Genomic DNA, 26,380 nt, shown 5'->3' with positions numbered 1-26,380 from the left:
TCGTTCGGATTTTATTAAGTTACATTTCTGTTGTCCAAACTTTATTTTCTGTTGTATCCTTTTTCAAAACTATAGCTCTGTCTTAAGTACGAATGACTCACTTGCTTATAAAAATTAAATAACTTCGGAACTAAGTTAAATTAGAATTCATGCAGATTGCTGGTGATTTCAATTTAGAACAGCTTCAAATTAATATCCGCAGCTTGGTTACACTGCGCTTTTCCGCGCCATTTCTCCTATCCCTCTTATGCCGCAGGAGTCTACTTATGAAGTTGCTAATTTTAGTTGTGTAAATTCTTTGTCAGTGAAGACGGGAAAGAATATTCGTTTTCTTACATAATTTTTTCTTTTATTCGCTGGTAATGATAAAATATGTTTAAGCAGAAAGTATATTGGAGGAATCCAGATGTCAAATAAATTAGTGTTAATTGATGGGAATAGTATTATTTATCGTGCGTTTTTTGCACTGCCTTTGTTGAATAATGATAAAGGTGTTTATACAAATGCGGTTTATGGTTTTACAACAATGTTATTGCGCATTCTTGAGGAAGAAAAACCAACCCATATGTTAGTTGCTTTTGATGCAGGTAAAACGACTTTTCGTCATGAAACGTATAAAGAATATAAAGGCGGCCGTCAAAAGACACCACCTGAGTTATCTGAGCAATTTCCGCTTGTGAAAGAATTGCTTGATGCATTCCAAATTAAGCATTATGAATTGCCGCAGTACGAGGCAGATGACATTATCGGAACTCTTTCTAAAGAGGGGAATAATGAAAATTGGGATGTAACTGTTATATCAGGTGATAAGGATATGCTGCAGCTTGTCTCGGATAAGGTAACAGTAAGTGTTACGAAAAAGGGAATCAGTGAAGTTGAAAAATACACTCCAGCTTATTTAAAAGAAAAGCTGGAAATAACACCTGAACAAATTATTGATTTAAAAGCGCTGATGGGAGACAGCTCGGATAATATCCCCGGAGTTCCCGGAGTTGGTGAAAAAACTGCAATTAAATTATTAAAGCAATATCCGACACTAGAAGAAGTGTATGAGCATGTCGAAGAAGTCAGCGGAAAAAAATTAAAAGAGAACCTGACCAATTATAAAGATGATGCGTTTATGAGTAAAGATCTTGTAACAATTAACAGGCAATCTCCAATTGAAATTACTTTAGATGATATTGATTATAACGGATATGAACAGAACCAAGTAACCAATCTTTTTAAAGATTTAGGATTTGCTTCCTTGTTAAATAAGATCTCTGGAACCGAAGAAAGTCCAGTTATAGAGGATAAAGAGATGGATCCGATTGACTTTGAAATTGTTTCCGAAGTGAAGGAAGAGATGTTTGCAAAAGAAAATGCTCTGGTCGTAGAACTTATTGAGGAAAACTATCATACAGCACCAATTATCGGTTTTGGGGTGGTAAACGAAAAGAATCAGATTTTTATCCCGACAGATATTGCGATTTCCTCGCCTGTATTTAAAAAGTGGGCAGAGGATTCAGCGAAAAAGAAAGCGGTTTTCGATGCAAAGAAAACTGTTGTGGCTTTGCTTCGCAATGGTATTGAGATTAAGGGCATTCACTTTGACATGTTCTTGGCGTCTTATCTTTTAAATCCATCTGAAAATAATCATGATATCCCTGCAATTGGAAACCGTGCAGGTTATACAGATGTGCTTTTCGATGAAGAGGTTTATGGGAAAGGTGCAAAAATGAAAGTACCTGAAGAAGCTATTCTTGCAGAGCACGTTGTTCGTAAAACAAAGGCATTGCATGTTCTGATGGAAGAGATGACAGAACAGCTAAAGCAAAATGAACAATATGAGCTCTTGACTGAATTAGAAATGCCGCTTGCCCTGATTCTTGGGGAAATGGAACATCAAGGAGTTCTTGTTGATAAAGCAAGTCTGGAAGAGATGGGTATTGATTTGAAGGAAAGATTGGATAAGCTGGTTAATGAAATCTATGAGCTTGCAGGCGAGGAGTTTAATATTAATTCCCCGAAGCAGCTCGGTCCAATTTTATTCGAAACTTTAGGACTCCCTGTGATTAAGAAGACAAAAACAGGCTATTCTACTGCAGCTGATGTGCTTGAACAGCTGGAACATGAACATGAAATTATCTCAAAAATATTGCTGTATCGCCAGCTTGGCAAATTGCAATCAACATATATTGAAGGTCTATTAAAAGTTGTTGATCCAAAAACAAGCAAGGTTCATACAAGATTTAACCAGGCATTGACACAAACAGGCCGTTTAAGCTCGGTAGATCCGAACCTGCAAAATATTCCGATCCGATTAGAAGAAGGCAGAAAAATACGACGTGCCTTTGTACCTTCTGAAAAAGATTGGGTTATGTTTGCTGCGGATTACTCACAAATTGAGCTGCGCGTGCTTGCACATATTGCAAATGATGAAAAGCTTGTTGAAGCATTCAATAATGACATGGATATTCACACAAGAACTGCAATGGATGTTTTTCATGTAGAAAAAGAAGAAGTCACTTCGAATATGCGGCGTCAAGCGAAGGCGGTTAACTTTGGTATTGTATATGGCATCAGTGATTATGGATTGTCGCAAAACCTTGGAATTACAAGGAAAGAAGCAAAACAATTCATTGAACGTTATTTTGACAGTTATCCGGGTGTGAAGGATTATATGGAAGATATCGTCCACACTGCTAAACAGCAAGGATTTGTAACAACATTGATGAATCGAAGAAGATATCTGCCGGAAATTACAAGCCGAAATTTCAATCGCCGAAGCTTTGCAGAACGCACTGCAATGAATACTCCTATTCAAGGCAGTGCAGCTGATATTATTAAACAGGCAATGATTGATTTGAACGAAAAGCTGGAGCAAGAAAAACTGCAAGCACGAATTTTACTCCAGGTACATGATGAATTAATCCTGGAAGCTCCAAAATCTGAACTTGATAAATTAATCGAAATAGTACCAGCAATTATGGAAAAAACCGTAAAATTAAATGTTCCGTTAAAAGTTGACTATGAATATGGTGCAAGCTGGTTTGATGCAAAGTAAGGAGATAGATTAAATGCCAGAATTACCTGAAGTAGAAACAATCAGGAGAACATTGGAACAATTCGTATTAAATAAAACAATTGCCGATGTTCATGTCTATTGGGGAAAAATAATAAAGGAGCCAGATGATGCAGAGCAATTTAGACAATTGCTTATTGGCCAAACGATTCGGGATTTAAACCGGAGAGGAAAGTTCCTCTTGTTTTGTTTAGATGATTATGTTCTTGTCTCACATTTGCGGATGGAAGGGAAATACAGTGTACATCCTCAGCAAGAAGAATTAAAAAAACATACACATGTAGTGTTTACTTTCACGGATGGAGAAGAGCTGCGATATAATGATGTTCGCAAATTTGGTACGATGCATCTTTATCCGATTGGAAAGGAAATGAACAATGCTCCATTGAATAAATTAGGTCCTGAACCATTTGATGCTTCATTCACCTTTGGATACTTTAAAGATAAACTGCAAAAAACAGAGCGGCTGATTAAAGCGGTTTTACTTGATCAATCGGTTGTTACTGGTCTTGGAAATATTTATGTGGATGAGACGCTATTTAAAGCAGGCGTACATCCGATGCGTCGGGCAAATACATTAAACGATGCAGAAGTGGAGAACATTCAAAAAGCCGCAGTTGCCACACTAGCAGAAGCTGTCGAGTTAGGTGGCACGACGATTCGCTCCTATGTCAATTCACAAGGTGAAATGGGAATGTTTCAACAGGAACTTTTTGTATATGGACAAGATGGAAAAGCTTGTAAACATTGTGGTAAAGAAATTACTAAACTTAAGGTTGCTGGTCGAGGAACTCATATTTGCAGCAGCTGCCAGAGCTGTTAAGGAGAGATTCATTTTATGACTTTAGTAATTGGTTTAACAGGAAGCATTGCAAGTGGAAAAAGCACTGTTTCGCTTATGTTTGATGATTTTAATGTTCCAGTTATTGATGCAGATAAATTAGCGAGAGAAGTAGTTTATCCCGGGGAAGAAGCATATGAAGAAGTGGTGCGTACTTTTGGCAATGGGATTCTTCGTGAGGATAACACATTAGATCGTAAGCGTTTAGGTGAAATTGTATTTACAGATGAATCGAAAAGAAAGCAGCTTAATGGCATCCTGCATCCTGCAATCAGGAAAAGAATGACAGAGAAAAGAGATGCGCTGATTGCTGACGGTGCAAAATGTGTTGTTTTAGATATTCCGTTGCTGTTTGAAAGCAGACTTGAACATTTTGTAGATAAGATTATCGTTGTGTATGTTGATGAGGAAATACAATTAAATCGCTTGATGGAGAGAAATGAATTTACCAAAGAAGAAGCATTGCAGCGCATACATTCACAAATGCCAGTAAAAGAAAAAGCAAACCTTGCAGATGCAGTGATTGATAATAATGGTTCCAAATTTGCATCACTTGAGCAGCTGGAGAAAATACTTCATGAATGGAAAGTAAAAATAAATAATTTATAATAACTGAAAAAATGTTATTTGAATAAGTCATCTAAAAAGGGCCTTCTTTTTAGATGACTTTTATTTTATCTATTGTAAAATGGGAAACGTTTGCTTTTTCAAAATTAAATACAAATAAATGCTGCAAAATAACACACATTAAATCCTTAATGTGCTATACTAATTATAGAAAAACACAAACTAGTATAACGTTAATGGGAGGAATGGGGTAATCATGGATAAAATACGTATTGCTATTAATGGGTTTGGACGAATAGGACGAATGGTATTTCGCCAAGCTATTGTAGACAATAATATTGAAGTGGTAGCAGTCAATGCAAGCTATCCCCCTGAAACACTTGTACATTTGATTAAGTATGACAGTGTGCATGGAATCTTTGATGAAGAAGTAACAGTACATGAACATGCTATACAGGTAAATAATCAGGTAGTCCAGCTGGTGAACTCACGTGAGCCGCAGAAACTGCCTTGGAAAGATCTTGAAATTGATGTAGTAGTAGAGGCGACCGGCAAATTTACTACAAGTGAAACTGCTGGTTTGCATTTAGATGCTGGTGCAAAGAAGGTAGTTATCACAGCGCCTGGTAAATCAGTAGATAAAACAATTGTAATAGGTGTTAACGAAGATGAATATAATGGGGATATTCACCACGTTATATCAAATGCTTCCTGCACTACAAACTGTCTGGCTCCAGTGGCAAAAGTGCTTGATGATCATTTTAAAATTGTAAACGGATTAATGACTACTGTTCATGCATTTACCAATGATCAAAAAAACCTGGATAATCCACATAAAGATTTGCGCCGTGCCCGCGGGTGTACACAGTCAATTATACCTACTTCAACTGGGGCAGCAAAAGCTCTTGGTGAAGTGCTCCCGCATTTAAACGGGAAGCTTCATGGGATGGCTTTGCGTGTACCTACACCAGATGTTTCACTTGTTGACCTCGTAATTGATGTAAAAGAATCTGTCACTGTTGAAGAAGTTAATACTGTATTTAAACAAGCTTCTGAAAACGAATACAAGGGCATTATTGAATATACTGAAGATCCTTTAGTATCCATTGATTTTACTACGACAGAATATTCATCCATTATTGATGGCTTATCAACAATCGTAATGGAAGGAAATAAAATTAAAGTCCTCGCGTGGTACGATAATGAATGGGGATACTCTGCACGCGTCCTTGATTTAACAAGACTAGTTGGAAATTCCCTAAAAAATAAAAAACCAGTACAAGTTTAATATGACAAATTTTGTACTAAGGCTGTCGCAGGAGTTATTTGATTATGGAAAAGTATGCTGTCAATATGTGTTAGTACAAAAGTTAAATAATTAATAATAAAATAAAATTCGCCTGCAATATTGCAGGCGAATTTTATTTTGAATAGATGAATTGAGTAAAACGTGTTAAAATATACTGTATACTTATTTTTAATGGAGTGTGGAGAATGTCGATACGCAGCAATATTAAAAAGTATTTTGATAATCATGCCGAAACAAAGGATAATCATGAAGATGCAACGCTTCGAACGCATTATTATAAAACTTCAAAGGATAAAGCATTTAACGTAATTGAGACATTCATTCAGAACTCGCAGAAATATGAATTGAATGCAACTTCTAAAGAGTATGGCGAACTTAGTTTGAATGTAATAAAAGGGAAAAAGGCATTTATTGTAATTGCTATCATTATGACTAAGCCGTACCAGACAGCAATTGATATTTCTGTAACAACAGAAGCACTGCTGCCTTTTGATTTTGGCTACAGTAATAAAATTATCGCTAAACTATATGAACAGTTTAATAGAGAACTTCCATTAATAAAAATGGAATAGCTTTGTATCAGGAACAAAGAGGTGAAATAATAGATGCGTTGTACAAATTGCCAATACAAAAATACAAAGGTAACTGATTCACGCCCTATAGAAGATGGAAAGGCGATTCGCCGCCGCAGAGAATGCGAAAAATGCGGACAACGATTTACTACTTTTGAAAGAATGGAAGAAGTGCCTTTAATTGTTGTTAAAAAAGATGGAATGAGACAGGAGTTTTCCAGAGAAAAGTTAACGCGCGGCTTGATTCGTGCATGTGAAAAACGCCCTGTTCCAATTGAAAAAATAGAAGAAATCGCACTTGAAGTTGAAAAAGAACTTCGGGGTTTGGGTTCTTCTGAAGTAGATTCTAAGTTTGTTGGAGAAATGGTTATGGAAAGACTGTCAAAGGTTGATGAAGTGGCTTATGTTCGCTTTGCATCTGTCTATCGTCAATTTAAAGATGTAACAGTCTTTTTAGATGAATTGAAAGAATTAATCAATACCGATAAAAAAGAGAAATAAAGGTTGTTGAACCTAGTAACAAAAAGGGTGTGTAAATGTTGAATACCATCGGTCAGCTATTGCCAGTTGACGGCTATTTAGTTATTTTAAAAAAGCCTTTACCAGTGAATTATTTACAGTCGTTAACACATTTGTATCAGCCGCTTATTGGTCCAGAAGCTCTTATGCTTTACCAAACGCTGTTAAATGATATTGAACTTCAGGAGGATACTGTTCCACAAACACATCATACCCTGATGAATTACATGACAATGCCGCTTGATAAAATATATGAATCAAGAATTAAACTGGAAGGAATGGGGCTTTTAAAGTCATTTAAAAAATCCAATTTGGATAAAACGGTTTATACTTATGAGTTGCAATGTCCGTTTGATCCCAATAGCTTTTTTCGAGAAGCAATGTTTACGACCTTGCTCTATCATCATGTAGGGGAGCAAAGATTTAATAAACTAAAAGAATTCTTTATACATGAGGAGATAGACGCTGCCGGCGAAGATATTACTGCAGATTTTCAAGAAGTTTTTCAAACAGTGCCACCTAATCCAAAAGCAATGCAGCATATTCCAGTTCAAGAAAATGATGAGATTAGCCATATAGAAGGACACGAAGGAATCAAGTGGCTGGAGCAATCACTTAGACAGCGGATGATTCCGGTTAATCGAGTATTAACAAAAGAAAACTGCAATTTAATATCACAAATGCATATTATTTATGATTTGGAGAGCTTTGAAATTGATAAAGCTGTGCTTTGGGCATTAACCGATGAAAATTATCTTGATACAGAGGAATTTAAACGTGCGTGCCATGATTTCTTTAAAGCGAAAAACAATAATAAACCCATCCGTTTAATAGAAAAGAGAATACAAAAGCAGCCAGAAGCACAAAATAATAAACCACAAACAAAAGAAGAGCTCCTCATTCAGCAATTAGAAAAAATATCTCCAAAGGAATTATTGGAAGATCTATCTAGCGGTAACTTCGCATCTGAGCAGGATATGAGGTTAATTAGTAATGTAATGACAACGCAAGGGCTTCCTGCTCCTGTAATGAATGTTTTGATCCATTATGTCTTGCTCCAAACAAATATGAAGCTTTCAAAAGCATATTTAGAAAAAATTGCAAGCCACTGGTCACGAGCAAAGCTGCAAACTGCCAGAGAAGCAATGGAATTTGCTAAAAAGGAAAAGGCGAGCTACCAGCAGGCGAAACAAAAACGTACAACAAACTATCAGAAACAAACAGCAAAAGATATTGTTCCAGATTGGTTTAGAGAAGGCAAACATTTGCAGGGCAAACCTCAAATAACAAAGCAGCAAGAGCAAGCTGCAACAGAAGAACAGCTGAGGCTAGCTAATTTGATGAAACAATATTCTGAAGGAAACTAAAACCAATCATTTAAAGGATGATTTAAATGAAACCAATCCAGTCGAGCCTAAAATCTTGGATGGCTCGAAGCGAAAGCTTTAAAGAAAATTATACAAAAATGAAAAAAGAACTGCTTGAGGATGAAGAGATTAAAGAGTTCCTGTCACTCCATCCTGAACTGAACCAAGAAGAAGTGAATAAAAGTTTAATTAAACTTTATGAATATAAAACGCAGTCAAAACAGTGTGAACACTGCAGTTCTTATGGAGAATGCAAAAACATGATTCAGGGTTATTCTCCGATACTCCAGGTTGTAAATAATGAAATACGTATTCGTTATGAGAAATGTCATAGCCGGATTCTGCACGAGAAAGAACAAGAACAGCAAAAACTTGTTCGCAGTCTGTATATGCCTAAAGAGATTCTTGGAGCAAGACTGAGTGATATTGAAAAAGATAATGAGCGGACGAATGCACTCGTTAAAATTTATGAATTTCTTAATCAGGCAAAAACTGCCCTGCCTAAAAAAGGACTTTACTTACATGGAATTTTTGGGGTAGGCAAGACATTTCTTCTGGGCGCTTTAGCTAATGAATTGAAAAAGTTTAATATCTCTTCCACTATCATTTATATGCCTGAATTTGTAAGAGAGATTAAAGCATCACTTAAAGATGATTCTGTAAATGAAAAGATAGAGTTATTTAAGAAAGCCGATATTCTTATGCTTGATGATATTGGCGCGGAATTACAGTCCGCATGGTTCCGTGATGAAATTCTAAGTTCTATTTTACAATACCGTATGATGGAAGGTCTTCCAGTCTTCTTTACGTCGAATCTCGACCTGAAACAATTAGAAGAGCATTTAGCTACTACTCGAAGTGGTACAGAGAAACTAAAGGCTGGCAGAATTATTCAGCGTATTCAGCAAGTTAGTGATATCGTGCATGTAGCAGGCTATAACCGAAGGGATATATAATATTAAAAACTTCTGAGCTTTATATATAAAAAGCTCAGAAGTTTTTTGTCTTTGAAAAACAGTGCTTAACTTAATATTCTTGTAACCGGCCTCATGTAAGCTTAATTCGTTGTCATGTTTTTAGCCTGTTCCTTTTAGCTAAAATTAATTCACTAGATTAAGCAGTTTTATCATTTTTCCTAATCTCATTCCATATAATGTAACAGTTTGGTTGTAGATGAGGGTGATGGTATTGTTGGATATTTTCTTTGAGTCCGATAAGGAGGTTATCAGTTTTTGTGAAAATTTATTTCAACAAAACAAACAGATTGAATTGCAGTGGAAAGTTAATGAAAAATGGGGGAATCAAATCAGTTTAGAGACCTTGCCGTTGAATGAATTCAATCTCCAGTCCATTTCTAAAGCAATGGTACATGTTTATCTCACGCATCGATTAGGAAGTATGATTAACGAAATTATAAAAGAACAATATTATTTTACAGACCAGCATGAGATTGAGCATATTCATGAAATAACGGAGTGGATTGTGACTGGACAAGACCCCGATTGTAAGATGATACGGAAAAACAAGCATCCTGTTCAGCTGCTCAGGGCAGTCTTTTTGATGCATCTCAGAAATACAGAAATGGTTCATTTTGATTCCATTGCGCAATTTGGGATGAAGGTTTTTAAACAGGACCTTGTGGAGTATGTCGGATTAGCAATTGATGAATTCAAAAGGGAAGAAGAACATCAGTCATTTATTAATTCGCTAAGAGAGTATGTCATAAAAAAAGAATCGATTGTGCCGCTTGTCCTCGTGCTAGAAGGATCTCCATTTCATTATTACGATGAACAAGGCAGATTATTTACAAAAAGTGAAATAGAGCAGTTTATTACAAAGCAGCCCCTGTATCTGATTGGACTCCCGCAAGATGAATGGAATCTTGCTCCACTTGTTGCTATGGCGCCTCAAGAAATTATTATGTATGTGAATGATGCATCTGCCCCGAAAATACAGACGGTAATTAATGTGTTCCAGGAAAGAGTATCAATCAAAGGTTTTCATGATTTTCCATTTTCAATGCTGTTAAAGTCAAAGCAGGCATCATCAAGTAAACATAAAGAAAGTTAGTGTTGAATGATGGACTTGCAATTCTAAAATCAAAACGTTATAATACAATTATTCATTAATAAAATTAAAAGTAATGAGAAGGACGAGATTATCGATCATCTGTATAGATAAGAGAGGGGAGCCGCTGGCTGAAAGCTTTCCATATGCAGTCGAATAATTACCACCTTTGAACTCTGCTATTGAAATAGCAGCGCCTTATCTGCGTTAAGGATTGAGCCGATTTATTCGGGAATTAGGGTGGAACCACGTTATAGAAATATGCCGTCCCTTTGCAGAGATGCAAGGGGACGGTTTTTGCATTTTATTCTTTTATTATCTGTGTAAGCAGAACTGCTTATTAAAATAATTAAATCAGAACAAGGAGTTGTCAATTAATGTCAGCAGAAATTACATTTATTTTTCCAGATGGAGCAGAAAAAAGTTTCCCTGTTGGTGTAACTGGAGAAGAAATTGCTGCATCTATCTCTTCAGGTTTAAAGAAACAAGCCCTGGCAATTAAATTAGATGGTGAGCAAATTGATTTGCGCCGTGAACTGCAAGAAGGCGGCAAGATAGAGATTATCACGTACCGTGATGAGGAAGGTATAGATATACTTCGTCATTCGACAGCGCATTTACTGGCACAAGCTGTAAAACGTCTTTATGGTAACGTCAAGTTCGGTGTCGGTCCTGTTATTGAAGAGGGCTTCTATTACGATATGGATATGGAGTATACATTAACACCAGAAGATCTGCCGAAAATTGAAAAGGAAATGCAGCGGATTGTTGACGAAAATCTGAAAATAAAAAGAGTAGAAGTATCCCGGGAAGAAGCAAAAGCACGCTTTGCAGCAATTGGAGATAATTTAAAACTGGAACTAATCGATGCTATTCCAGAGGGTGAACAAGTAACCATTTATGAGCAAGGTGAATTTTTCGATCTTTGCAGAGGAATTCATGTTCCATCCACAAGTAAAATTAAGGCTTTTAAACTATTAAGCATTTCTGGTGCATATTGGCGTGGAGATAGCAATAACCAACAGCTGCAGCGTATATATGGTACAGCTTTTGAGAAGAAGTCACAGCTTGATGCACATCTTAAAATTTTGGAAGAAAGAAAAGAAAGGGATCATCGTAAGCTTGGAAAGGAATTAGACTTATTCACTGTATCCCAAAAGGTTGGACAAGGTTTACCGCTTTGGCTGCCAAAAGGTGCGACTATTCGTCGGATTATTGAAAGATATATTGTTGATCTTGAAGAAAAACTGGGATATGACCATGTGTATACTCCTGTACTTGGAAGTAAGGATTTATATCAAACAAGTGGTCACTGGGATCATTACCAGGAGGATATGTTCCCGCCAATGGAAATGGATAATGAAACATTGGTGCTTCGTCCAATGAACTGCCCGCATCATATGATGGTATTTAAAAACCAATTATGGAGCTATCGCCAGCTGCCTGTCCGTATTGCTGAACTTGGAACAATGCATCGTTATGAAATGAGTGGTGCGTTAGCTGGATTACAAAGAGTGCGTGGTATGACTTTAAATGATGCTCATATCTTCGCTAGACCAGATCAGCTTAAGGAAGAATTTTCTCGAGTAGTTGAATTGATTCAGCATGTTTATAAAGATTTTGGGATTGAGGATTATCATTTCCGTCTTTCATACCGTGATCCAGAGGATAAAGAAAAATATATCGATGATGATGCAATGTGGGAAATGACACAGAGTCAGTTAAAAGAAACGATGGAAGAGATGAATTTGGAATATGTTGAAGCTGAAGGAGAAGCAGCATTCTATGGTCCTAAACTGGATATTCAAGTTAAGACAGCATTAGGAAAAGAGGAAACATTATCCACTGTTCAGCTTGACGTGCTTCTTCCAGAGCGTTTTGACTTAACGTATATTGGTGAAGATGGTAAAGAGCATCGCCCAATTGTTATCCACCGTGGTGTCGTTTCAACAATGGAGCGCTTCGTTGCTTTTCTAATTGAAGAATATAAAGGAGCTTTCCCTACATGGTTAGCACCAGTTCAAGTGAAAGTAATTCCTGTATCACCTCAAGTGCATTTAGATTATGCGAAAAGAATTGCAGACGAGCTCCGCCTTGCTGGAATTCGTGTAGAACTGGATGAACGTGATGAGAAAATTGGCTATAAGATTCGTCAAGCACAGACTGAAAAAGTTCCATTCTCACTTGTGCTAGGTGATAAAGAAATAGAAGAAAATGCGGTGAATTATCGACGCTACGGCGAAAAAGCTACAACTACAATTTCAATAGCTGATTTTAAACAATTATTAAAAGAAGAAGTTGAAAACAAGTCTAAAAAGAATTAAAGCTTAAAACGACAACAGGAGGAGCTTCTGTTGTCGTTTAATTTTGGGTTAATTTATGTCAATTGTCGCTTTTACCTAGCATGAACTTAAAAGATTTAGTATGATAGTAGAAGTTAATGATTATTGGGGGATAAGGGATTATGACTGGATCGTTTAGTGTTATATTGGATTTTATCATAAGTAATTATGGAATGGAAAACGTCTTTTTGAAAATGTACCTAATTAACCTGATACTATCGGCTGTTGCTTATAAGCTTGGTTTTGCTAGAAAGCTTAGTATCGGAAAAAATATATTTGTTTACCTCATGTTAGCTGTTGGTACATATATAACGACAATATTTAGTATCATGATGCTGCCAATGACTGAGAGCTTGATTATCATTGTTCTTGTCCTAGCCATTTATCGTGCTCGACTGCATTTTCAAAGAAAAGCAAAAAACGCCTCATAATGGGCGTTTTTATCATTGGCAAGGAAACTATACAATTTATAATCGTGGAAAAAACACAGGTTGTCTCATTAGTTTTGGTCTAATCAGTTTGTTTACACAGTATATGTGATGTGTCAGTGCAATATTAATACAAAGTGTCGTATTTTTGTCTCTAAAATTCTCTTCCGTTTTTACCTAAATATATTCTTCTTCGTTTTTTCTTTCTTCATAGAGTTTAAATTTACCTGTTGCATGACGTGCGTTGGTCTTGTCTGCAATTCTTTTATAACAATCTTCACAGAGATACATATATGTACGGCGATTTCTAAGCCGCTTTGCCTGGAATGAGCTATCATTTAAATCATTAATTTTATCGCAAATTGTACATTTAACTTGCATTATGTCACCTCATAGCTTTCGAATATAGTTCTCAGTATATCATAATATAGAATGGCAATCATTGGGATATGAAAAAGTTTAGCATGAAAAATGTTTGGTTCCTTATCTTCAGGGAAATATAAAAGTAAATCCTCAGGGAAAGGAAGATTAGATGAAAAAGCGAAATATTGTAACAGCAGTTGGTGCAGGTGTTATTGGAGCAGGGGCAGCTAGCTATTTTTTATTAAATGATAAACAGAAAATGAAACTAAAAGATCGTATTACAAATATATTTGGCAGCGAACCAGCATCTACTTTTGAAAAAGCAGGCCATCCAGACGAAGTTGCAAATAAAGATCTTGCTGATCTTGAAAACGCCAAAATGGTCTCAGAAGGCTCCCAATTCGGTGTTCAGTATTATAGTGAAAAAAGGGAAGAAGAACAGGAAGTGCATTAAATATAGCGCGAATAGGATTAACAAGGCTAAAGCATTACTTAAAATAGTTCCAGGCATCTGAACATCTGCCTGGAACTATTTTTAAATCTTTAAACAGTATCTGCTTTGGAAAAAGAGGATACACCTTTAGACGGTTTTAGATAGCACTAATTTGCTGCAAAATCAAAATTTGATTTCTGCAAATAGGGGCGGATAAGGTACATTTAAGATTAATTACTAAATAAGCTTTCTTTTGAAACTCTTACTTGGCTAAAAGTTTGCATCTTGGATAGCAGTCTTATTTAATCTTGTTTTACATTGTTTGATTGTTCTTCTTCTATCTCTTCCAGTTCCTCTTTCTTGTCTTCAGGGAGTACTTCTTTATTACTGTCAGGTTCGATTGGCTGATCATCTTTAACTGGGAATTCAGGCATGAATCTTCCAACGATGTCGGCGAGTTCTTCGGTGACACCTTGCACAGGATGGCCCTGCTGGATTTTATCGCCCATATTTCGCAATCTCGCCATAATATCTCCATCAGCAACAACTACCGCTGTTTTTCCGTATGGATCATGATACAGTGCTTCGGAAACGGTATATTTAATGGAACCAACTTGAGAACGGTCAATGTCCTCTTTTACATCAATAGCTACAACTGTGTAAGGGCCAGCTACAAGTGCAGATGCTTCATTTACTTCCGGAACACTGCTGGCAACGTCTGCAAGATGTGCCGCTATTTCGGAATTTCCTAGCTTTTCTTCTGTGTTATTGTTTGTATAATTCGTCTGGTAGTAACGATTGTTTTCTTTTTGTTCACTTTGTTCCAGTTTTTCATTATCTCCCTGCTGACAACCAGCCAGCACAAAAATGAGAAAAACAAAGAAGCCAACTTTGCGTAAATTCATCTGCTATTCCTCCTAAAATCAAGCTATGCTGCTTATTTTTAGCAAGAGAAGATTAAATATGCATTGGCTTCTGTTTAAAATATTAATTACTTGATTTCGTCCAAAGAAAATAAACGTTAACATTATTTGCTGATTGAGAAAACAGCCTGTCTTTTATTACGAAGATATTTTCTATAGCTGTAGCTTTTACAAGAGTTTTGGTTAATTAATGATAATCTTACTAACTTGCTTAATTGGATTATCTTTGTTTGACCCATCTGTAAAGTAAATATGTACTGGTCCATCTTCTTTTAACTGTTTTCCTTCCCAGGAGAAAAGTAAGTATGTATTCTTTAATTGATCGAGTGATAACTTCTGTTCGCTGCCATCTGTTTGAATAATTGTTGCATCACTCGCATCCTTGCTTATTTCTGCAGTTTTTAAAAAAGGGTGAAGATGCATGACATATGAATTTTGTAATATTTCTTTACCTTCTACTTTAGAAATAGGGCGGTTGTCATTTGTTGACTGGAAAACTTCCCGATCAAAACGGCCATCTGAGCTAAAGATAAACTCTTTTTCCGCTGGCATCTTAACATCTGCATTAAAAGCATTTTCAAATTTAATTTTTCTGTCATCAAAAATCCAAACGCTTGGATCCAATGTAATGGGGAAATTTACATTTCCGGTAATAGGTACGATCATCATTCTCACTCTCCATTTTCGATTTTCCGATAATATACGGAAGTATTACAATAGATTATAAAATATTAAAACCAGCATATAATTATATATATTATTCATCATAGCAAACCTGGAAATAAAATTCATCTAAACCGTAAAGAACGTAATAGAAAAAAATAGGAATCTCTTTATTTTGTTTGCAATTTTATAGATGTAACGCTAATATAGAAGAAAGAGTCTTTTTAGTGGAGGGGATACATTTGATTCCTGAGGTGACTGTTAATCATCGCGAAAGAGCCCACGCCCTTCTTAAGGCTGACGCTGATAACATTTTGCGGCTTATAGAAGTTCAAATAGAAAACTTAACAATGCCACAATGTCCAGTTTATGAAGATGTATTGGATACGCAAATGTTTGGTCTCTCTCGAGAGATTGATTTTGCAGTGCGCTTGAACTTAATCAGCGAAAATGAAGGTAAAGCACTTCTAGATAATCTGGAGAAGAAGCTTAATATATTGCATGAAGCTTCTCAAAATCCATTGTGATAATTTCTTCATGCATCGATTACGTAGCAAAAACTTTGCCTATTTAATTTTGGCAAGGTTTTTTTGTTTTATCATTAACTTAGACTGTACCGGATAGGATAAAAGAAAAACTTCATTAATATGCTATACTAATTTTTTCAATGTGTTATACTTATTAAAAGTTTTATTTATCCATCCTTCAAAATCACTATTTGGGGAGAAAAAGGATGATACAAAAATTAAAACACTATGATTATACATTACTCATTACACCTTTGTTTTTAAGCGCATTTGGACTAGTCATGATTTATAGTGCAAGCATGGTCACTGCGGTAGTTGAAGGGTTAGACAGTACATATTATTTAAAACGGCAGGCAATGTGGTTTTGCATTGGGCTTATTGGCTTTACTGTTACCAGCATCTTTCCTTATCAACTTTATCAGAGATTCATCAAGATTATTTTATTAGTGACTGTAATCACGCTTATTGGAGTGGATCTTTTTGGAACAGAGGTAAATAATGCGAAATCCTGGCTTAGTATTGGTCCTTTTCGTTTTCAGCCTGCTGAACTTGCTAAGATAAGTTTAATTTTATATCTCGCATCTGTTTATTCTAAGAAGCAAGCATATCTTAGTGATTTTACAAAGGGAGTTTTACCTCCATTAGTTATGACTGGTATTGTTATCGGTTTTATTGTTTTGCAGCCTGATATTGGTACAGCAGTTATTATATTTTTAATAGCTTGCTCTGTTATATTTAGTTCAGGCATTCGATTTAAACACTTATCTATTTTAATAGTTGTTGGACTGGCTTTAGTTGCTATGGCAGTACCGTACATGGTGACAGAGGAGAGGATTTCTCGTTTTACCGGTGCATACCAGCCATTTGCAACACCTGATTCAGATGGATACCAGCTGATCCAGTCCTATGTTGCGATAGGGGTAGGCGGATTAACTGGAGAAGGTCTTGGCCAGAGTGTGCAGAAGTTAGGTTATCTTACACAGGCACATACAGACTTCATTATGGCAATTGTAGCAGAAGAGCTTGGGTTTATCGGTGTGTTCATTGTCACTGGTTTATTATCTGTAATTGTTATCAGAGGGATTTTTATTTCGAGGAAATGCCAAGATAGTTTTGGTGCCTTGCTGGCAATTGGAATTTCTTCAATGGTTGGGATCCAGGCATTCGTTAATTTAGGCTCAATAAGTGGATTGCTTCCAATAACAGGAGTTACTTTACCATTTGTGAGCTATGGTGGAACATCATTGCTCGTTCTGCTTATTTCAATGGGAATATTGAATAATATTGCAAAAACAGTTAGAAAGAGGGAATTTGAGTCAGGTGATTCTCAAGATATTCATCCAAATTATCCAAAAAAATTTATAAGAGGTGGAAATTATGGCAGAACTAAATCAAATTAAGAAAGTCTTAGTTGCAAACCGTGGAGAGATAGCAATCCGTGTGTTTCGTGCATGTACTGAATTAGGTATTCGCACTGTAGCGGTATATTCTAAAGAAGATTCTAGTGCATATCACCGTTTTAAAGCAGATGAAGCATATTTAATTGGTGAAGGCAAAAAACCAATCGATGCTTATTTGGATATTGAAGGTATTATTGATCTTGCGAAGGATAAAAATATCGATGCAATTCACCCAGGATATGGTTTTTTATCTGAGAATATTGACTTTGCAAAACGCTGTGAAGAAGAGGGCATTATCTTTATTGGCCCAAATAGTGAACATCTAAACATGTTTGGTGATAAGGTAAAAGCCCGCGAACAAGCGGTAAAAGCCAATATTCCAGTTATACCTGGAAGTGGAGCAATTCATCGTGTAGAAGAAGTACATGAATTTGGCAACAAACATGGATTTCCAATTATTATTAAAGCTACCTTAGGTGGCGGCGGCCGAGGAATGCGGATTGTTAATAATAAAGAAGAAGTAGAGGAAGCCTATAATCGGGCTAAATCTGAAGCAAAGGCTGCATTTGGTGATGATGAAATTTATGTTGAAAAACTTATCCAAAATCCGAAGCATATTGAAGTTCAAATTTTGGGTGACCAGCAAGGAAACATTGTACATCTATATGAAAGAGATTGTTCTGTGCAGCGCCGTCATCAAAAGCTGATTGAAGTCGCACCAAGCTTATCTTTATCAGAGGAACTGCGCAAAGACATATGTGATGCTGCTGTGCATTTAATGAAGAATGTCGACTATATTAATGCTGGGACAGTTGAATTCCTTGTTTCAAATGATGCGTTTTATTTTATAGAAGTAAACCCGCGTGTACAAGTCGAACATACAATTACAGAGATGATTACCGGAATTGATATCGTACATACGCAAATTTTAGTTGCAGAGGGTTATACCCTGCATGACAATGTCATACAAATTCCAGAGCAGGATCAAATTCCATTAGATGGCTATGCTATTCAATCTCGGGTGACAACGGAAGATCCTTTAAATAATTTTATGCCTGATACAGGTAAAATCGTTGCATACCGTACTGGCGGGGGATTTGGCGTTAGATTAGATGCAGGGAATGGTTTCCAAGGTGCAGTAATTACACCACACTATGATTCCTTGCTCGTTAAGATTTCCACTTGGGGCAGAACCTACGAACAAGCCATGCGTAAAATGGTTCGCAACTTAAAGGAATTTAGAATTCGTGGAATAAAGACGAATGTTCAATTTCTTGAAAATGTTATTCGCCATGAGAAGTTTATCTCTGCAGAATATGATACAACATTTATTGACAAGACACCTGAATTATTCGTATTTCCAAAGAGTAAAGACCGTGGGACGAAAATGCTGACTTACATTGGAGATGTCACTATAAACGGTGTAGAAGGTGCGCGCAAAAAGGAAAAACCATATTTTTCAAATTTACTTGTTCCGAAAGTTGATGTTCATGAACCAATGCCAACTGGTACAAAACAGATTTTAGATAAACAAGGTCCGGAAGGTGTAGTAAATTGGGTGAAAGATCAAAAACAAGTTCTCTTAACAGATACGACCTTTCGGGATGCACATCAATCGCTGCTTGCAACACGTATACGCACAAAGGATTTAGTTGAAATTGCGGAACCAACTGCAAGGCTTGAGCCAGAACTATTCTCAGTAGAAACGTGGGGAGGGGCAACTTTTGATGTGGCTTATCGTTTCCTGAAAGAGGATCCTTGGATAAGGCTTGAGAAATTGCGGGAAAAAATGCCTAATCTGTTATTTCAGATGCTTCTTCGTGCAAGTAATGCGGTAGGTTACAAAAATTACCCAGATAATTTAATTAATGAGTTCGTTAAAAAGAGTGCTGACTCTGGAATCGACGTATTCAGAATTTTTGATAGTTTGAATTGGTTTGAGGGGATGACTTTAGCAATCGATGCCGTTCGCAGCAATAATAAGATTGCGGAAGCGGCGATGTGCTATACAGGAAATATATTAGATAAGGGAAGAGGGAAGTATGACCTTGACTACTATCTTAATCTAGCAAAACAGCTTGAAGCAGCAGGAGCTCATATTCTTGCTATTAAAGATATGGCAGGTTTATTAAAGCCCGAAGCAGCATATCAATTAGTATCAAGCCTGAAAGAAACGATTGATATTCCAGTGCATTTACATTCCCACGATACAAGTGGTAATGGTATTTATATGTATGCTCGCGCAATTGAGGCTGGAGTAGATATTGTAGATATTGCAAATAGTCCACTAGCTGGGATGACATCACAGCCAAGTGGTCAGACATTATACCATGCCTTGGAAGGGACCCCTCGCCAGCCGAAAATGGATATACATGCGGTAGAAGAACTATCACATTATTGGCAGGGAATTAGAGAGTATTATAGTGACTTTGAAAGCGGCATGGCTTCCCCGCATTCTGAAATATATCATCATGAAATGCCTGGAGGTCAATATAGCAACCTGCAGCAGCAAGCGAAAGCGGTAGGACTTGGTGAATGCTGGAATGAAGTTAAGGATACCTTCCGTCTTGTGAATGATATGTTTGGTGATATTGTCAAAGTAACTCCTTCATCTAAAGTAGTTGGAGATATGGCTTTATTTATGGTGCAAAATGAATTAACAGAACAAGACATTTATGAAAACGGTCATAAAATTGATTTTCCTGAATCTGTTATTGAATTTGCAGAAGGATATATTGGTCAGCCTTATCAAGGCTTCCCTGAAAAACTGCAAAAAGCAATACTCAAAGATCGCAAGGCAATTACTATTCGTCCAGGTGAGTTATTAGAGCCTGTTGATTTTATTGCATTGCGCGACGAACTGTCTAAAAAGATGGAGGAATCTGTAACAGACTTTGATGTGATTGCCTATGCATTATATCCGAAAGTTTTCCTTGAGTATCATGATTTCTGTAATAAATTTGGCGATATGTCTGTACTTGATACACCGACATTCTTTTACGGCATGAGATTAGGAGAAGAGATTGAAGTTGTCATTGAGAAAGGAAAAACATTATTCGTCAGACTGCTATCCATATCTGAACCAAAACCAGACGGTACAAGGGTCGTTTACTTTGAATTGAATGGACAGTCACGTGAAATTGTAATTAAGGATAAGAATATTCGTTCATCGGTTGCTTTCAGACCCAAAATTGAAAAAGGTAATGAAAAACATATCGGTGCGACAATGCCTGGAACGGTTTTACGTGTTAACTGCAAAAGAGGGGATACAGTTAAAAAGGGTGAGCATCTGCTAACAACAGAAGCAATGAAAATGGAAACATCTATCCAGGCTCCTTTTGACGGAGTAATTAAAGATATTCATGTAAAAGATGGATCAATTATTGAAGTGGATGATATATTAATAGAATTTGAATAAAAAATTAAATAAAAAATTACAGGTGCTGATTCAGCACCTGTAATTTTTTTAACTGATTCTATTGTGATTTGTTTCATCCAACAGTCCCTGTTTTTCTTTATAAGCACTGCGGTATGATAATAGAAGAAAGTAACTCAGCATTCCAAAGTAACAGGATATGACGAGTGCATGCATTAAAGCAACAAATAGGTTTAGCATAGTAAAAATAATTAATGCTCCAAATGTAACCTGCAAAGTAATTAGACCAAGAGTAATAAGCCATCCATTAGTCATTACTTTTGAATCTTTATAGTTTCTTATGATTTTAATAAATAAAACGATTGTCCAAATAAATAAAATTCCTGCTGCTAAACGGTGTCCCATCTGAATCCATTGTTCAAAACTATAGTTCGCAAAGTTCAGCGGTGCGCTGTTTGTACAGAATGGCCAATCTCCGCATACAAGGTTTGATTCCGTGTGACGAACAAGTGCGCCGGTATATACAACCATTAATGTATAAATAGAGAGTGCAACGATTTCAATTCGATGCTTCTTTTGAATGAACAGTGATTCTGTGTGCAGTTTTTTATCTGTTTCAAATATAATCAGCATCAATATAAATATGGTTGCAAAGGAGATGAGCGAAATACCGAAATGGGCTGCCAGCACGAAATCGGATTGTCCCCACATTACTGCAGCTGCTCCGATTAGTGCTTGTAACAGAAGAACGAACACAGATGCAATTGCAAGAAACTTTACTTCACGCACTTTATTTCCTAATTGTTTCCATGCCAGAATTGCCAATGCTACAACGAAAATCCCGACAACTCCCGAGACCAGACGGTGGCTTAATTCAATTACCATCTCGAAGGTGAACTCTGAAGGGATTAGTTCTCCTTCACATAGTGGCCAGCTGTCGCCGCAGCCATCTTCTGAACCTGTTTTTGTAACAAGTGCGCCCCCCAGCAAAATGAATAGCATTCCAATTGTCGTAACAACGGATAACCATTTTAAATGTTTGATCATTTTAATAGCCTCACTTTATGATATGTAAATAAATCCTAATAGAGGGTGTTTAAGAAGCCTGGTAAAAATGACAATTCGATGTTTCTGTCAGGCTGCATTTACGATCCGATCTTTATGTACTTCCCGATATACATTGAGATACGAAGAATTGCACCTCTCGAATTGCTTTGTTCTTTCATCCTTCTTTTTAAACACGCGCTAATATGTCCAATAGACCTATAATAATATTAAATGAAGGGAATATGCAAAGAAATATAACTAAAAAAGCCATTTAGTCACACAATTGTAATAGTATCATGTTTATCTACGGTTTTCACTATGCTAAAAGTAAAAAATACTTGCAATGTGCTACGTAGTTTGCTAGAACTAATATAGGGACAAGTCTATTGTGCTTAGGAATGAAAAGCGATACATAGTTTGATTTTTTGCGGCACGTAATGGCAATTATAATTATTTTATGTAAATAATTGTTATTATGTACATTAGAATATTCATTCATTCCATGTTACAATGAAAAGGCAATTATCGGATATTTATCGAATGTATGTCGCTAAGTATCAATAATAAAAAAGCTCTTGTCTTTTTTGCTTGGTAAAGGGGGGAAATGAAATGAACAAAGTGGAAACGCCACATACGAAGATAGTCGGTGACTCCACAACAATACCAACCAAAAAAAAAGTCTCTACATTTTTGAACGCGGTAAAAGCGCTAATAAAAATAGGAATTGTTAATTCTAACCTAATTACAGTTATTGCAGGCTTTTGGCTGGCTGTCTACTTTGCTGGAACCTCTTTTATGGACCACTTGGGCACGTTATTGCTAACGATTATTGGAAGTGGACTAGTAATCGCAGGTGGAGCAATCATGAATAACTGGTATGATGTTGATATTGATCCGAAAATGAAAAGAACGAAAACGAGGCCTACAGTAACTGGTCTTTTCTCACTTAAGTCAGTATTGACAGCTGGTATTTTGACAACGGTAGCAGGTTTAGTGTTACTGCTCTTCACTACAGTTTACGCAGCCTTATTTGCTTTTATAGGCTGGTTTGTTTATGTCGTGCTTTATACGATGTGGTCGAAACGGAAATACACACTAAACACAATTGTTGGTTGCTTTTCAGGGGCAATGCCGCCGCTCATCGGTTGGTTTGCGATTAGTCCAGAGCTGCATATCGTTCCTGTAGGATTGTTTTTAATCATGTTTATCTGGCAAACACCGCACTTCCTTGCACTTGCTATGAAGAAAACAAAAGAATATAAAGCTGCGGGTGTTCCAATGCTCCCAGTTGTATATGGCTTTGAAATAACCAAAAGACAAATTGTAATTTATGTTTCATGTCTAATGCCATTGCCGTTTTTGCTTTCATCACTTGGTACAACTTTTGTTGTAATAGCAACAGTATTAAATATTGGATGGCTGATATTAGCATTTACAGGACTATTTACTAAAGATGATTTGAAGTGGGCAAATAAAATTTTTATCTATTCATTGAATTATCTAGTAATACTATTTCCATTAATGATTATCGTTACGTTGCCAATATTTAATTAATTCAGTCCTTAAATAAATATAAATATATAAGGAATTAACAACAAGAAAGAGAGGTATGAACACATGAAAGGTTGGATGGGCAAATTTAAAGCTTTAATGCTTTTAGGTTTTATAGCTATCCTATTATCAGGTTGTGGTAAAGAGAATTTAACTGCACTTGTACCAAAAGGATACGGGTCGCAAAGTTCAATGGATCTTATTATTTTAACTACACTGATTATGCTGGGCGTATTTGTGATTGTTATGATTATCTATACAATCGTGCTAATCCGCTTCCGTCAGAAAAAAGGTGACAACACGATTCCTGAACAAGTAGAAGGGAATAAGATGTTAGAAACGGTTTGGACAGTAATCCCAATAATTTTAGTTTTAATTATGGGTATTCCAACAGTAATCTATACGTTTGACTTAGCTGATACTTCAGAAGCAAGCAATTCAATTAATGTAGATGTAACAGGAAATCAGTACTGGTGGCATTTTGAATATGCTGATGATGAGGTAGTAACAAGTCAGGACTTATACATCCCAACAGGTGAAAAAGTCTACTTAAACATGTTATCTTCAGACGTAATACACTCGTTCTGGGTTCCGACTATCTCCGGTAAAATGGATGTAAACCCTGAGAACGTAAACACAATGTACATTGAAGCACATGAAGAAGGCGTATATTGGGGCAAATGTGCGGAGCTTTGTGGACCATCGCATTCATTGATGGACTTTAAAGTAATCGCGGTTAGCCCGGAAGAATATGAACAATGGATTACAGATATGCAGAGTGTGGATCCGGAAGCAGTTCCAGAAGATGCAGTTGCAGAAGAAGGTCAAGAGCTGTTCCAAAATAACTGTATGGGCTGTCATGCGATTGGATCATCACCAGCTGCAATGGGACCAAACTTAACAAACTTTGGAGATCGTACACATTTTGCAGGTTTTCTTGATCCTACAAAAGAAAATCTAGTAGAGTGGATTAAAGATCCAGAATCACTTAAACCTGGAAACCAAATGACTGGTAAGTATGATGTTACAGAGGATGAAGCTGAAAAGATTGCGGATTACCTGCTTCAGCTGAAACCTTCTGAAGTTACTCCAGAAAGCGCTGGGGGACTTAAATAAAATATAACAAATATTTTTGGGATGGAAGACACAAGAGGGAGGTTAATGCTTTGAGTATAGCGACTACTCAAAAGAGAAGCTTTGGTGCTGTGCTGTGGGATTATTTAACTACCGTAGACCATAAAAAAATTGGTACGCTTTATTTAATCGGTGGTGGATTCTTCTTCCTGCTGGGCGGTTTAGAAGCTCTCATTATTCGTATTCAGTTAATCAAGCCAGAAAACGATTTTATTTCTGCAGGCTTGTACAATGAAATGATCACAATGCATGGAACAACAATGATATTCTTTGCAGCAACCCCATTGCTGCTCGGGTTGATGAACTATGTCATGCCGCTGCAAATCGGTGCGCGTGATGTGGCGTTTCCATTCTTAAACTCATTAGGTTTCTGGTTATTCTTTATGGGTGGAATTTTAATGAACTGCAGCTGGTTCCTTGGAGGGGCTCCAGATGCAGGGTGGACTAACTATGCTCCACTTTCCTTACAATCGCCGGGTCATGGTGTGGACTTCTATGTAATGGGTCTGCAGCTGTCGGGGGCCGGAACATTGATGAGTGGTATTAACTTTATTGTTACAATTATCTTAATGCGTGGTCCAGGTATGACCTATATGAGAATGCCTTTATTCTCTTGGACAACACTTGTAACAAGTATCTTAATTCTATTCGCATTTCCAGCTTTAACAGTTGGGTTGTTCTTAATGCAGTTTGACCGTATGTTTGGTTCTGCATTCTTCGATGTTACACTTGGAGGAAACTCAGTATTATGGCAGCATTTATTCTGGATATTTGGACACCCAGAGGTATATGTGCTGATTCTCCCGGCATTCGGGATCTTTAGTGAGATATTCCCAACATTTTCTAAGAAAAGATTGTTTGGTTATACAGCAATGGTTTTTGCAACATTCCTTATTGCATTCTTAGGATTTATGGTATGGGCTCACCACATGTTTACAGTTGGTCTAGGACCTGTTGCTAACGCAATCTTTGCTATTGGTACAATGGCGATTGCAGTTCCGACCGGGATTAAAATCTTTAACTGGCTGCTGACAATGTGGGGCGGTAAGATCAAAATCACCGCTGCAATGCTTTGGGCATTAGGGTTTATTCCATCATTTACAATTGGTGGTATGACTGGGGTAATGCTAGGTTCGACAGTTGCTGACTTCCAGTACCATGATACGTATTTCGTAGTAGCTCACTTCCACTATGTTATCGTTGGTGGGGTTGTATTCGGTATACTGGCAGCACTTCATTACTGGTGGCCGCTTATGTTCCACCGTGTGCTAAATGAAGCAATGGGTAAATGGGCATTCTGGTTATTCTTTATTGGTTTCCATTTAACATTCTTTATTCAGCATTTCCTAGGATTGATGGGTATGCCTCGTCGTTACTGGGTATTCCTTGAAAACCAAGGACTTGATTTTGGTAACTGGATTAGTACGATTGGTGCATTCTTCATGACCGCAGGGGTATTGTTATTTGCTTATAATATTATTCATTCACATATTAAAGGCGAAAAAGCTCCTCGAGATCCATGGGATGCAAGAACATTAGAGTGGGCGCTACCTACTCCAGTGCCATTCTATAACTTTAAGCAATTGCCTTTAGTACGTGGTCTTGATCCGCTGTGGATTGAGAAAACTGAAGGTGATGGAAAAATGAAGCCGGCTGAGCCTTTGGATGATGTCCATATGCCTAACGGTTCAATCCTTCCATTCTTGATGACGATTGGATTTACATTTGCTTCCTTTGGATTTGTTTATCAATTAGATGGTCCAATGGGAAGAATCATGATTTATATTGGTATGGCGTTCGCAATTGGCTGTATGGTAGTACGTTCTCTAACTGACGACCATGGCTTCCACGTTACCAAAGAAGAACTTGAAAGGGAGGAGGATTAAT

Annotated in this window: 22 protein-coding genes; 18 read left to right on the top strand and 4 right to left on the bottom strand. The window is 36.9% G+C overall.

Annotation, left to right across the window (positions count from 1 at the left end):
* The first annotated feature begins 406 nt into the window (after positions 1 to 406).
* The 11 genes from polA (at position 407) to NST93_RS06760 (ending at position 13,079) form a co-directional block, all read left to right on the top strand.
* Positions 407 to 3,046, top strand: coding sequence for a DNA polymerase I (gene polA / locus NST93_RS06810; protein ID WP_405102482.1), 2,640 nt, complete (start codon positions 407 to 409; stop codon positions 3,044 to 3,046).
* Between the two features lie 13 nt (positions 3,047 to 3,059).
* Positions 3,060 to 3,887, top strand: a complete 828-nt coding sequence (gene mutM, locus NST93_RS06805) for a DNA-formamidopyrimidine glycosylase (RefSeq protein ID WP_405102480.1) — start codon at positions 3,060 to 3,062, stop codon at positions 3,885 to 3,887.
* Between the two features lie 15 nt (positions 3,888 to 3,902).
* Positions 3,903 to 4,514 (top strand): dephospho-CoA kinase, encoded by a 612-nt coding sequence (coaE, locus tag NST93_RS06800; RefSeq protein ID WP_405102479.1) that lies wholly within the window; start codon positions 3,903 to 3,905, stop codon positions 4,512 to 4,514.
* Between the two features lie 214 nt (positions 4,515 to 4,728).
* Positions 4,729 to 5,760: a glyceraldehyde-3-phosphate dehydrogenase gene (locus tag NST93_RS06795; protein ID WP_405102477.1), complete on the top strand. Its 1,032-nt coding sequence runs from the start codon at positions 4,729 to 4,731 to the stop codon at positions 5,758 to 5,760.
* A gap of 206 nt (positions 5,761 to 5,966) precedes the next feature.
* Positions 5,967 to 6,353 carry a cytosolic protein gene (locus NST93_RS06790; RefSeq protein ID WP_405102475.1) on the top strand — a complete coding sequence of 129 codons (387 nt, stop codon included), beginning with the start codon at positions 5,967 to 5,969 and terminating at the stop codon, positions 6,351 to 6,353.
* 33 nt (positions 6,354 to 6,386) lie between these two features.
* Positions 6,387 to 6,854 carry a transcriptional regulator NrdR gene (nrdR, locus tag NST93_RS06785; RefSeq protein ID WP_405102473.1) on the top strand — a complete coding sequence of 156 codons (468 nt, stop codon included), beginning with the start codon at positions 6,387 to 6,389 and terminating at the stop codon, positions 6,852 to 6,854.
* A gap of 35 nt (positions 6,855 to 6,889) precedes the next feature.
* A complete protein-coding gene (locus NST93_RS06780) occupies positions 6,890 to 8,239 on the top strand; it encodes a replication initiation and membrane attachment family protein (protein WP_405102471.1) in 1,350 nt (449 codons plus the stop codon).
* Between the two features lie 26 nt (positions 8,240 to 8,265).
* Positions 8,266 to 9,195 (top strand): primosomal protein DnaI, encoded by a 930-nt coding sequence (dnaI, locus tag NST93_RS06775; RefSeq protein ID WP_405102469.1) that lies wholly within the window; start codon positions 8,266 to 8,268, stop codon positions 9,193 to 9,195.
* A gap of 235 nt (positions 9,196 to 9,430) precedes the next feature.
* Positions 9,431 to 10,309, top strand: a complete 879-nt coding sequence (gene ytxC, locus NST93_RS06770) for a sporulation protein YtxC (protein ID WP_405102467.1) — start codon at positions 9,431 to 9,433, stop codon at positions 10,307 to 10,309.
* 374 nt (positions 10,310 to 10,683) lie between these two features.
* Entirely contained in the window at positions 10,684 to 12,630 is a 1,947-nt protein-coding gene (gene thrS / locus NST93_RS06765) for a threonine--tRNA ligase (protein WP_405102465.1), read from the top strand.
* Between the two features lie 140 nt (positions 12,631 to 12,770).
* Positions 12,771 to 13,079 (top strand): YlaH-like family protein, encoded by a 309-nt coding sequence (locus tag NST93_RS06760; protein WP_405102464.1) that lies wholly within the window; start codon positions 12,771 to 12,773, stop codon positions 13,077 to 13,079.
* A gap of 174 nt (positions 13,080 to 13,253) precedes the next feature.
* Here NST93_RS06760 and NST93_RS06755 read toward each other — a convergent pair whose 3' ends face one another.
* A complete protein-coding gene (locus NST93_RS06755) occupies positions 13,254 to 13,457 on the bottom strand; it encodes a YlaI family protein (protein WP_405102462.1) in 204 nt (67 codons plus the stop codon).
* A 151-nt stretch (positions 13,458 to 13,608) separates the two neighbouring features.
* On the opposite strand from NST93_RS06755, the gene NST93_RS06750 reads away from it, so the two are divergent.
* Positions 13,609 to 13,893, top strand: a complete 285-nt coding sequence (locus NST93_RS06750; RefSeq protein WP_405102460.1) for a hypothetical protein — start codon at positions 13,609 to 13,611, stop codon at positions 13,891 to 13,893.
* A 281-nt stretch (positions 13,894 to 14,174) separates the two neighbouring features.
* Here the strand turns inward: NST93_RS06750 and NST93_RS06745 are convergent, their stop codons facing one another.
* Together NST93_RS06745 and NST93_RS06740 are read right to left on the bottom strand one after the other, a co-directional pair.
* Positions 14,175 to 14,777, bottom strand: coding sequence for a YhcN/YlaJ family sporulation lipoprotein (locus NST93_RS06745; RefSeq protein WP_405102458.1), 603 nt, complete (start codon positions 14,775 to 14,777; stop codon positions 14,175 to 14,177).
* A gap of 201 nt (positions 14,778 to 14,978) precedes the next feature.
* Positions 14,979 to 15,464: a hypothetical protein gene (locus tag NST93_RS06740; protein WP_405102456.1), complete on the bottom strand. Its 486-nt coding sequence runs from the start codon at positions 15,462 to 15,464 to the stop codon at positions 14,979 to 14,981.
* Positions 15,465 to 15,703: 239 nt separating this feature from the next.
* Here NST93_RS06740 and NST93_RS06735 point away from each other — a divergent pair, with 239 nt between their 5' ends.
* From NST93_RS06735 to pyc, 3 genes are all read left to right on the top strand, one after another.
* Positions 15,704 to 15,985, top strand: coding sequence for a YlaN family protein (locus NST93_RS06735; protein ID WP_405103782.1), 282 nt, complete (start codon positions 15,704 to 15,706; stop codon positions 15,983 to 15,985).
* 206 nt (positions 15,986 to 16,191) lie between these two features.
* Complete coding sequence (gene ftsW, locus NST93_RS06730; protein ID WP_405102454.1) at positions 16,192 to 17,385, top strand: putative lipid II flippase FtsW; 1,194 nt, start codon at positions 16,192 to 16,194, stop codon at positions 17,383 to 17,385.
* Positions 17,363 to 20,803, top strand: a complete 3,441-nt coding sequence (pyc, locus tag NST93_RS06725; protein WP_405102452.1) for a pyruvate carboxylase — start codon at positions 17,363 to 17,365, stop codon at positions 20,801 to 20,803. The genes ftsW and pyc overlap by 23 nt, the downstream gene beginning before the upstream one ends.
* 48 nt (positions 20,804 to 20,851) lie before the next feature.
* Here pyc and NST93_RS06720 read toward each other — a convergent pair whose 3' ends face one another.
* On the bottom strand, positions 20,852 to 21,808 hold the full coding sequence (locus NST93_RS06720; RefSeq protein ID WP_405102450.1) for a COX15/CtaA family protein: 957 nt from the start codon (positions 21,806 to 21,808) through the stop codon (positions 20,852 to 20,854).
* 609 nt (positions 21,809 to 22,417) lie between these two features.
* Here NST93_RS06720 and cyoE point away from each other — a divergent pair.
* From cyoE to ctaD, 3 genes are all read left to right on the top strand, one after another.
* Complete coding sequence (gene cyoE, locus NST93_RS06715; RefSeq protein ID WP_405102448.1) at positions 22,418 to 23,362, top strand: heme o synthase; 945 nt, start codon at positions 22,418 to 22,420, stop codon at positions 23,360 to 23,362.
* A gap of 63 nt (positions 23,363 to 23,425) precedes the next feature.
* Entirely contained in the window at positions 23,426 to 24,475 is a 1,050-nt protein-coding gene (gene coxB, locus NST93_RS06710) for a cytochrome c oxidase subunit II (RefSeq protein ID WP_405102446.1), read from the top strand.
* Between the two features lie 50 nt (positions 24,476 to 24,525).
* Complete coding sequence (gene ctaD, locus NST93_RS06705; RefSeq protein ID WP_405102444.1) at positions 24,526 to 26,379, top strand: cytochrome c oxidase subunit I; 1,854 nt, start codon at positions 24,526 to 24,528, stop codon at positions 26,377 to 26,379.
* Position 26,380: the final 1 nt, after the last annotated feature.

Source organism: Oceanobacillus sp. FSL H7-0719, assembly GCF_045040795.1.
In the GTDB taxonomy this organism is placed as follows: domain Bacteria; phylum Bacillota; class Bacilli; order Bacillales; family Amphibacillaceae; genus Oceanobacillus.
This window is presented reverse-complemented; position numbering and strand designations above follow the sequence as displayed.

What these genes read in the sequence shown, in the direction of transcription:
- nrdR (WP_405102473.1), top strand. Translation starts at nt 6,387, where the DNA reads ATGCGTTGTACAAATTGCCAATACAAAAATACAAAGGTAACTGATTCA.
- polA (WP_405102482.1), top strand. Translation starts at nt 407, where the DNA reads ATGTCAAATAAATTAGTGTTAATTGATGGGAATAGTATTATTTATCGT.
- dnaI (WP_405102469.1), top strand. Translation starts at nt 8,266, where the DNA reads ATGAAACCAATCCAGTCGAGCCTAAAATCTTGGATGGCTCGAAGCGAA.
- ftsW (WP_405102454.1), top strand. Translation starts at nt 16,192, where the DNA reads ATGATACAAAAATTAAAACACTATGATTATACATTACTCATTACACCT.
- NST93_RS06720 (WP_405102450.1), bottom strand. Translation starts at nt 21,808, where the DNA reads ATGATCAAACATTTAAAATGGTTATCCGTTGTTACGACAATTGGAATG.
- coxB (WP_405102446.1), top strand. Translation starts at nt 23,426, where the DNA reads ATGAAAGGTTGGATGGGCAAATTTAAAGCTTTAATGCTTTTAGGTTTT.
- mutM (WP_405102480.1), top strand. Translation starts at nt 3,060, where the DNA reads ATGCCAGAATTACCTGAAGTAGAAACAATCAGGAGAACATTGGAACAA.
- NST93_RS06790 (WP_405102475.1), top strand. Translation starts at nt 5,967, where the DNA reads ATGTCGATACGCAGCAATATTAAAAAGTATTTTGATAATCATGCCGAA.
- coaE (WP_405102479.1), top strand. Translation starts at nt 3,903, where the DNA reads ATGACTTTAGTAATTGGTTTAACAGGAAGCATTGCAAGTGGAAAAAGC.
- NST93_RS06750 (WP_405102460.1), top strand. Translation starts at nt 13,609, where the DNA reads ATGAAAAAGCGAAATATTGTAACAGCAGTTGGTGCAGGTGTTATTGGA.
- NST93_RS06780 (WP_405102471.1), top strand. Translation starts at nt 6,890, where the DNA reads ATGTTGAATACCATCGGTCAGCTATTGCCAGTTGACGGCTATTTAGTT.
- NST93_RS06745 (WP_405102458.1), bottom strand. Translation starts at nt 14,777, where the DNA reads ATGAATTTACGCAAAGTTGGCTTCTTTGTTTTTCTCATTTTTGTGCTG.
- NST93_RS06755 (WP_405102462.1), bottom strand. Translation starts at nt 13,457, where the DNA reads ATGCAAGTTAAATGTACAATTTGCGATAAAATTAATGATTTAAATGAT.
- cyoE (WP_405102448.1), top strand. Translation starts at nt 22,418, where the DNA reads ATGAACAAAGTGGAAACGCCACATACGAAGATAGTCGGTGACTCCACA.
- thrS (WP_405102465.1), top strand. Translation starts at nt 10,684, where the DNA reads ATGTCAGCAGAAATTACATTTATTTTTCCAGATGGAGCAGAAAAAAGT.
- NST93_RS06795 (WP_405102477.1), top strand. Translation starts at nt 4,729, where the DNA reads ATGGATAAAATACGTATTGCTATTAATGGGTTTGGACGAATAGGACGA.
- NST93_RS06740 (WP_405102456.1), bottom strand. Translation starts at nt 15,464, where the DNA reads ATGATGATCGTACCTATTACCGGAAATGTAAATTTCCCCATTACATTG.
- pyc (WP_405102452.1), top strand. Translation starts at nt 17,363, where the DNA reads ATGGCAGAACTAAATCAAATTAAGAAAGTCTTAGTTGCAAACCGTGGA.
- NST93_RS06760 (WP_405102464.1), top strand. Translation starts at nt 12,771, where the DNA reads ATGACTGGATCGTTTAGTGTTATATTGGATTTTATCATAAGTAATTAT.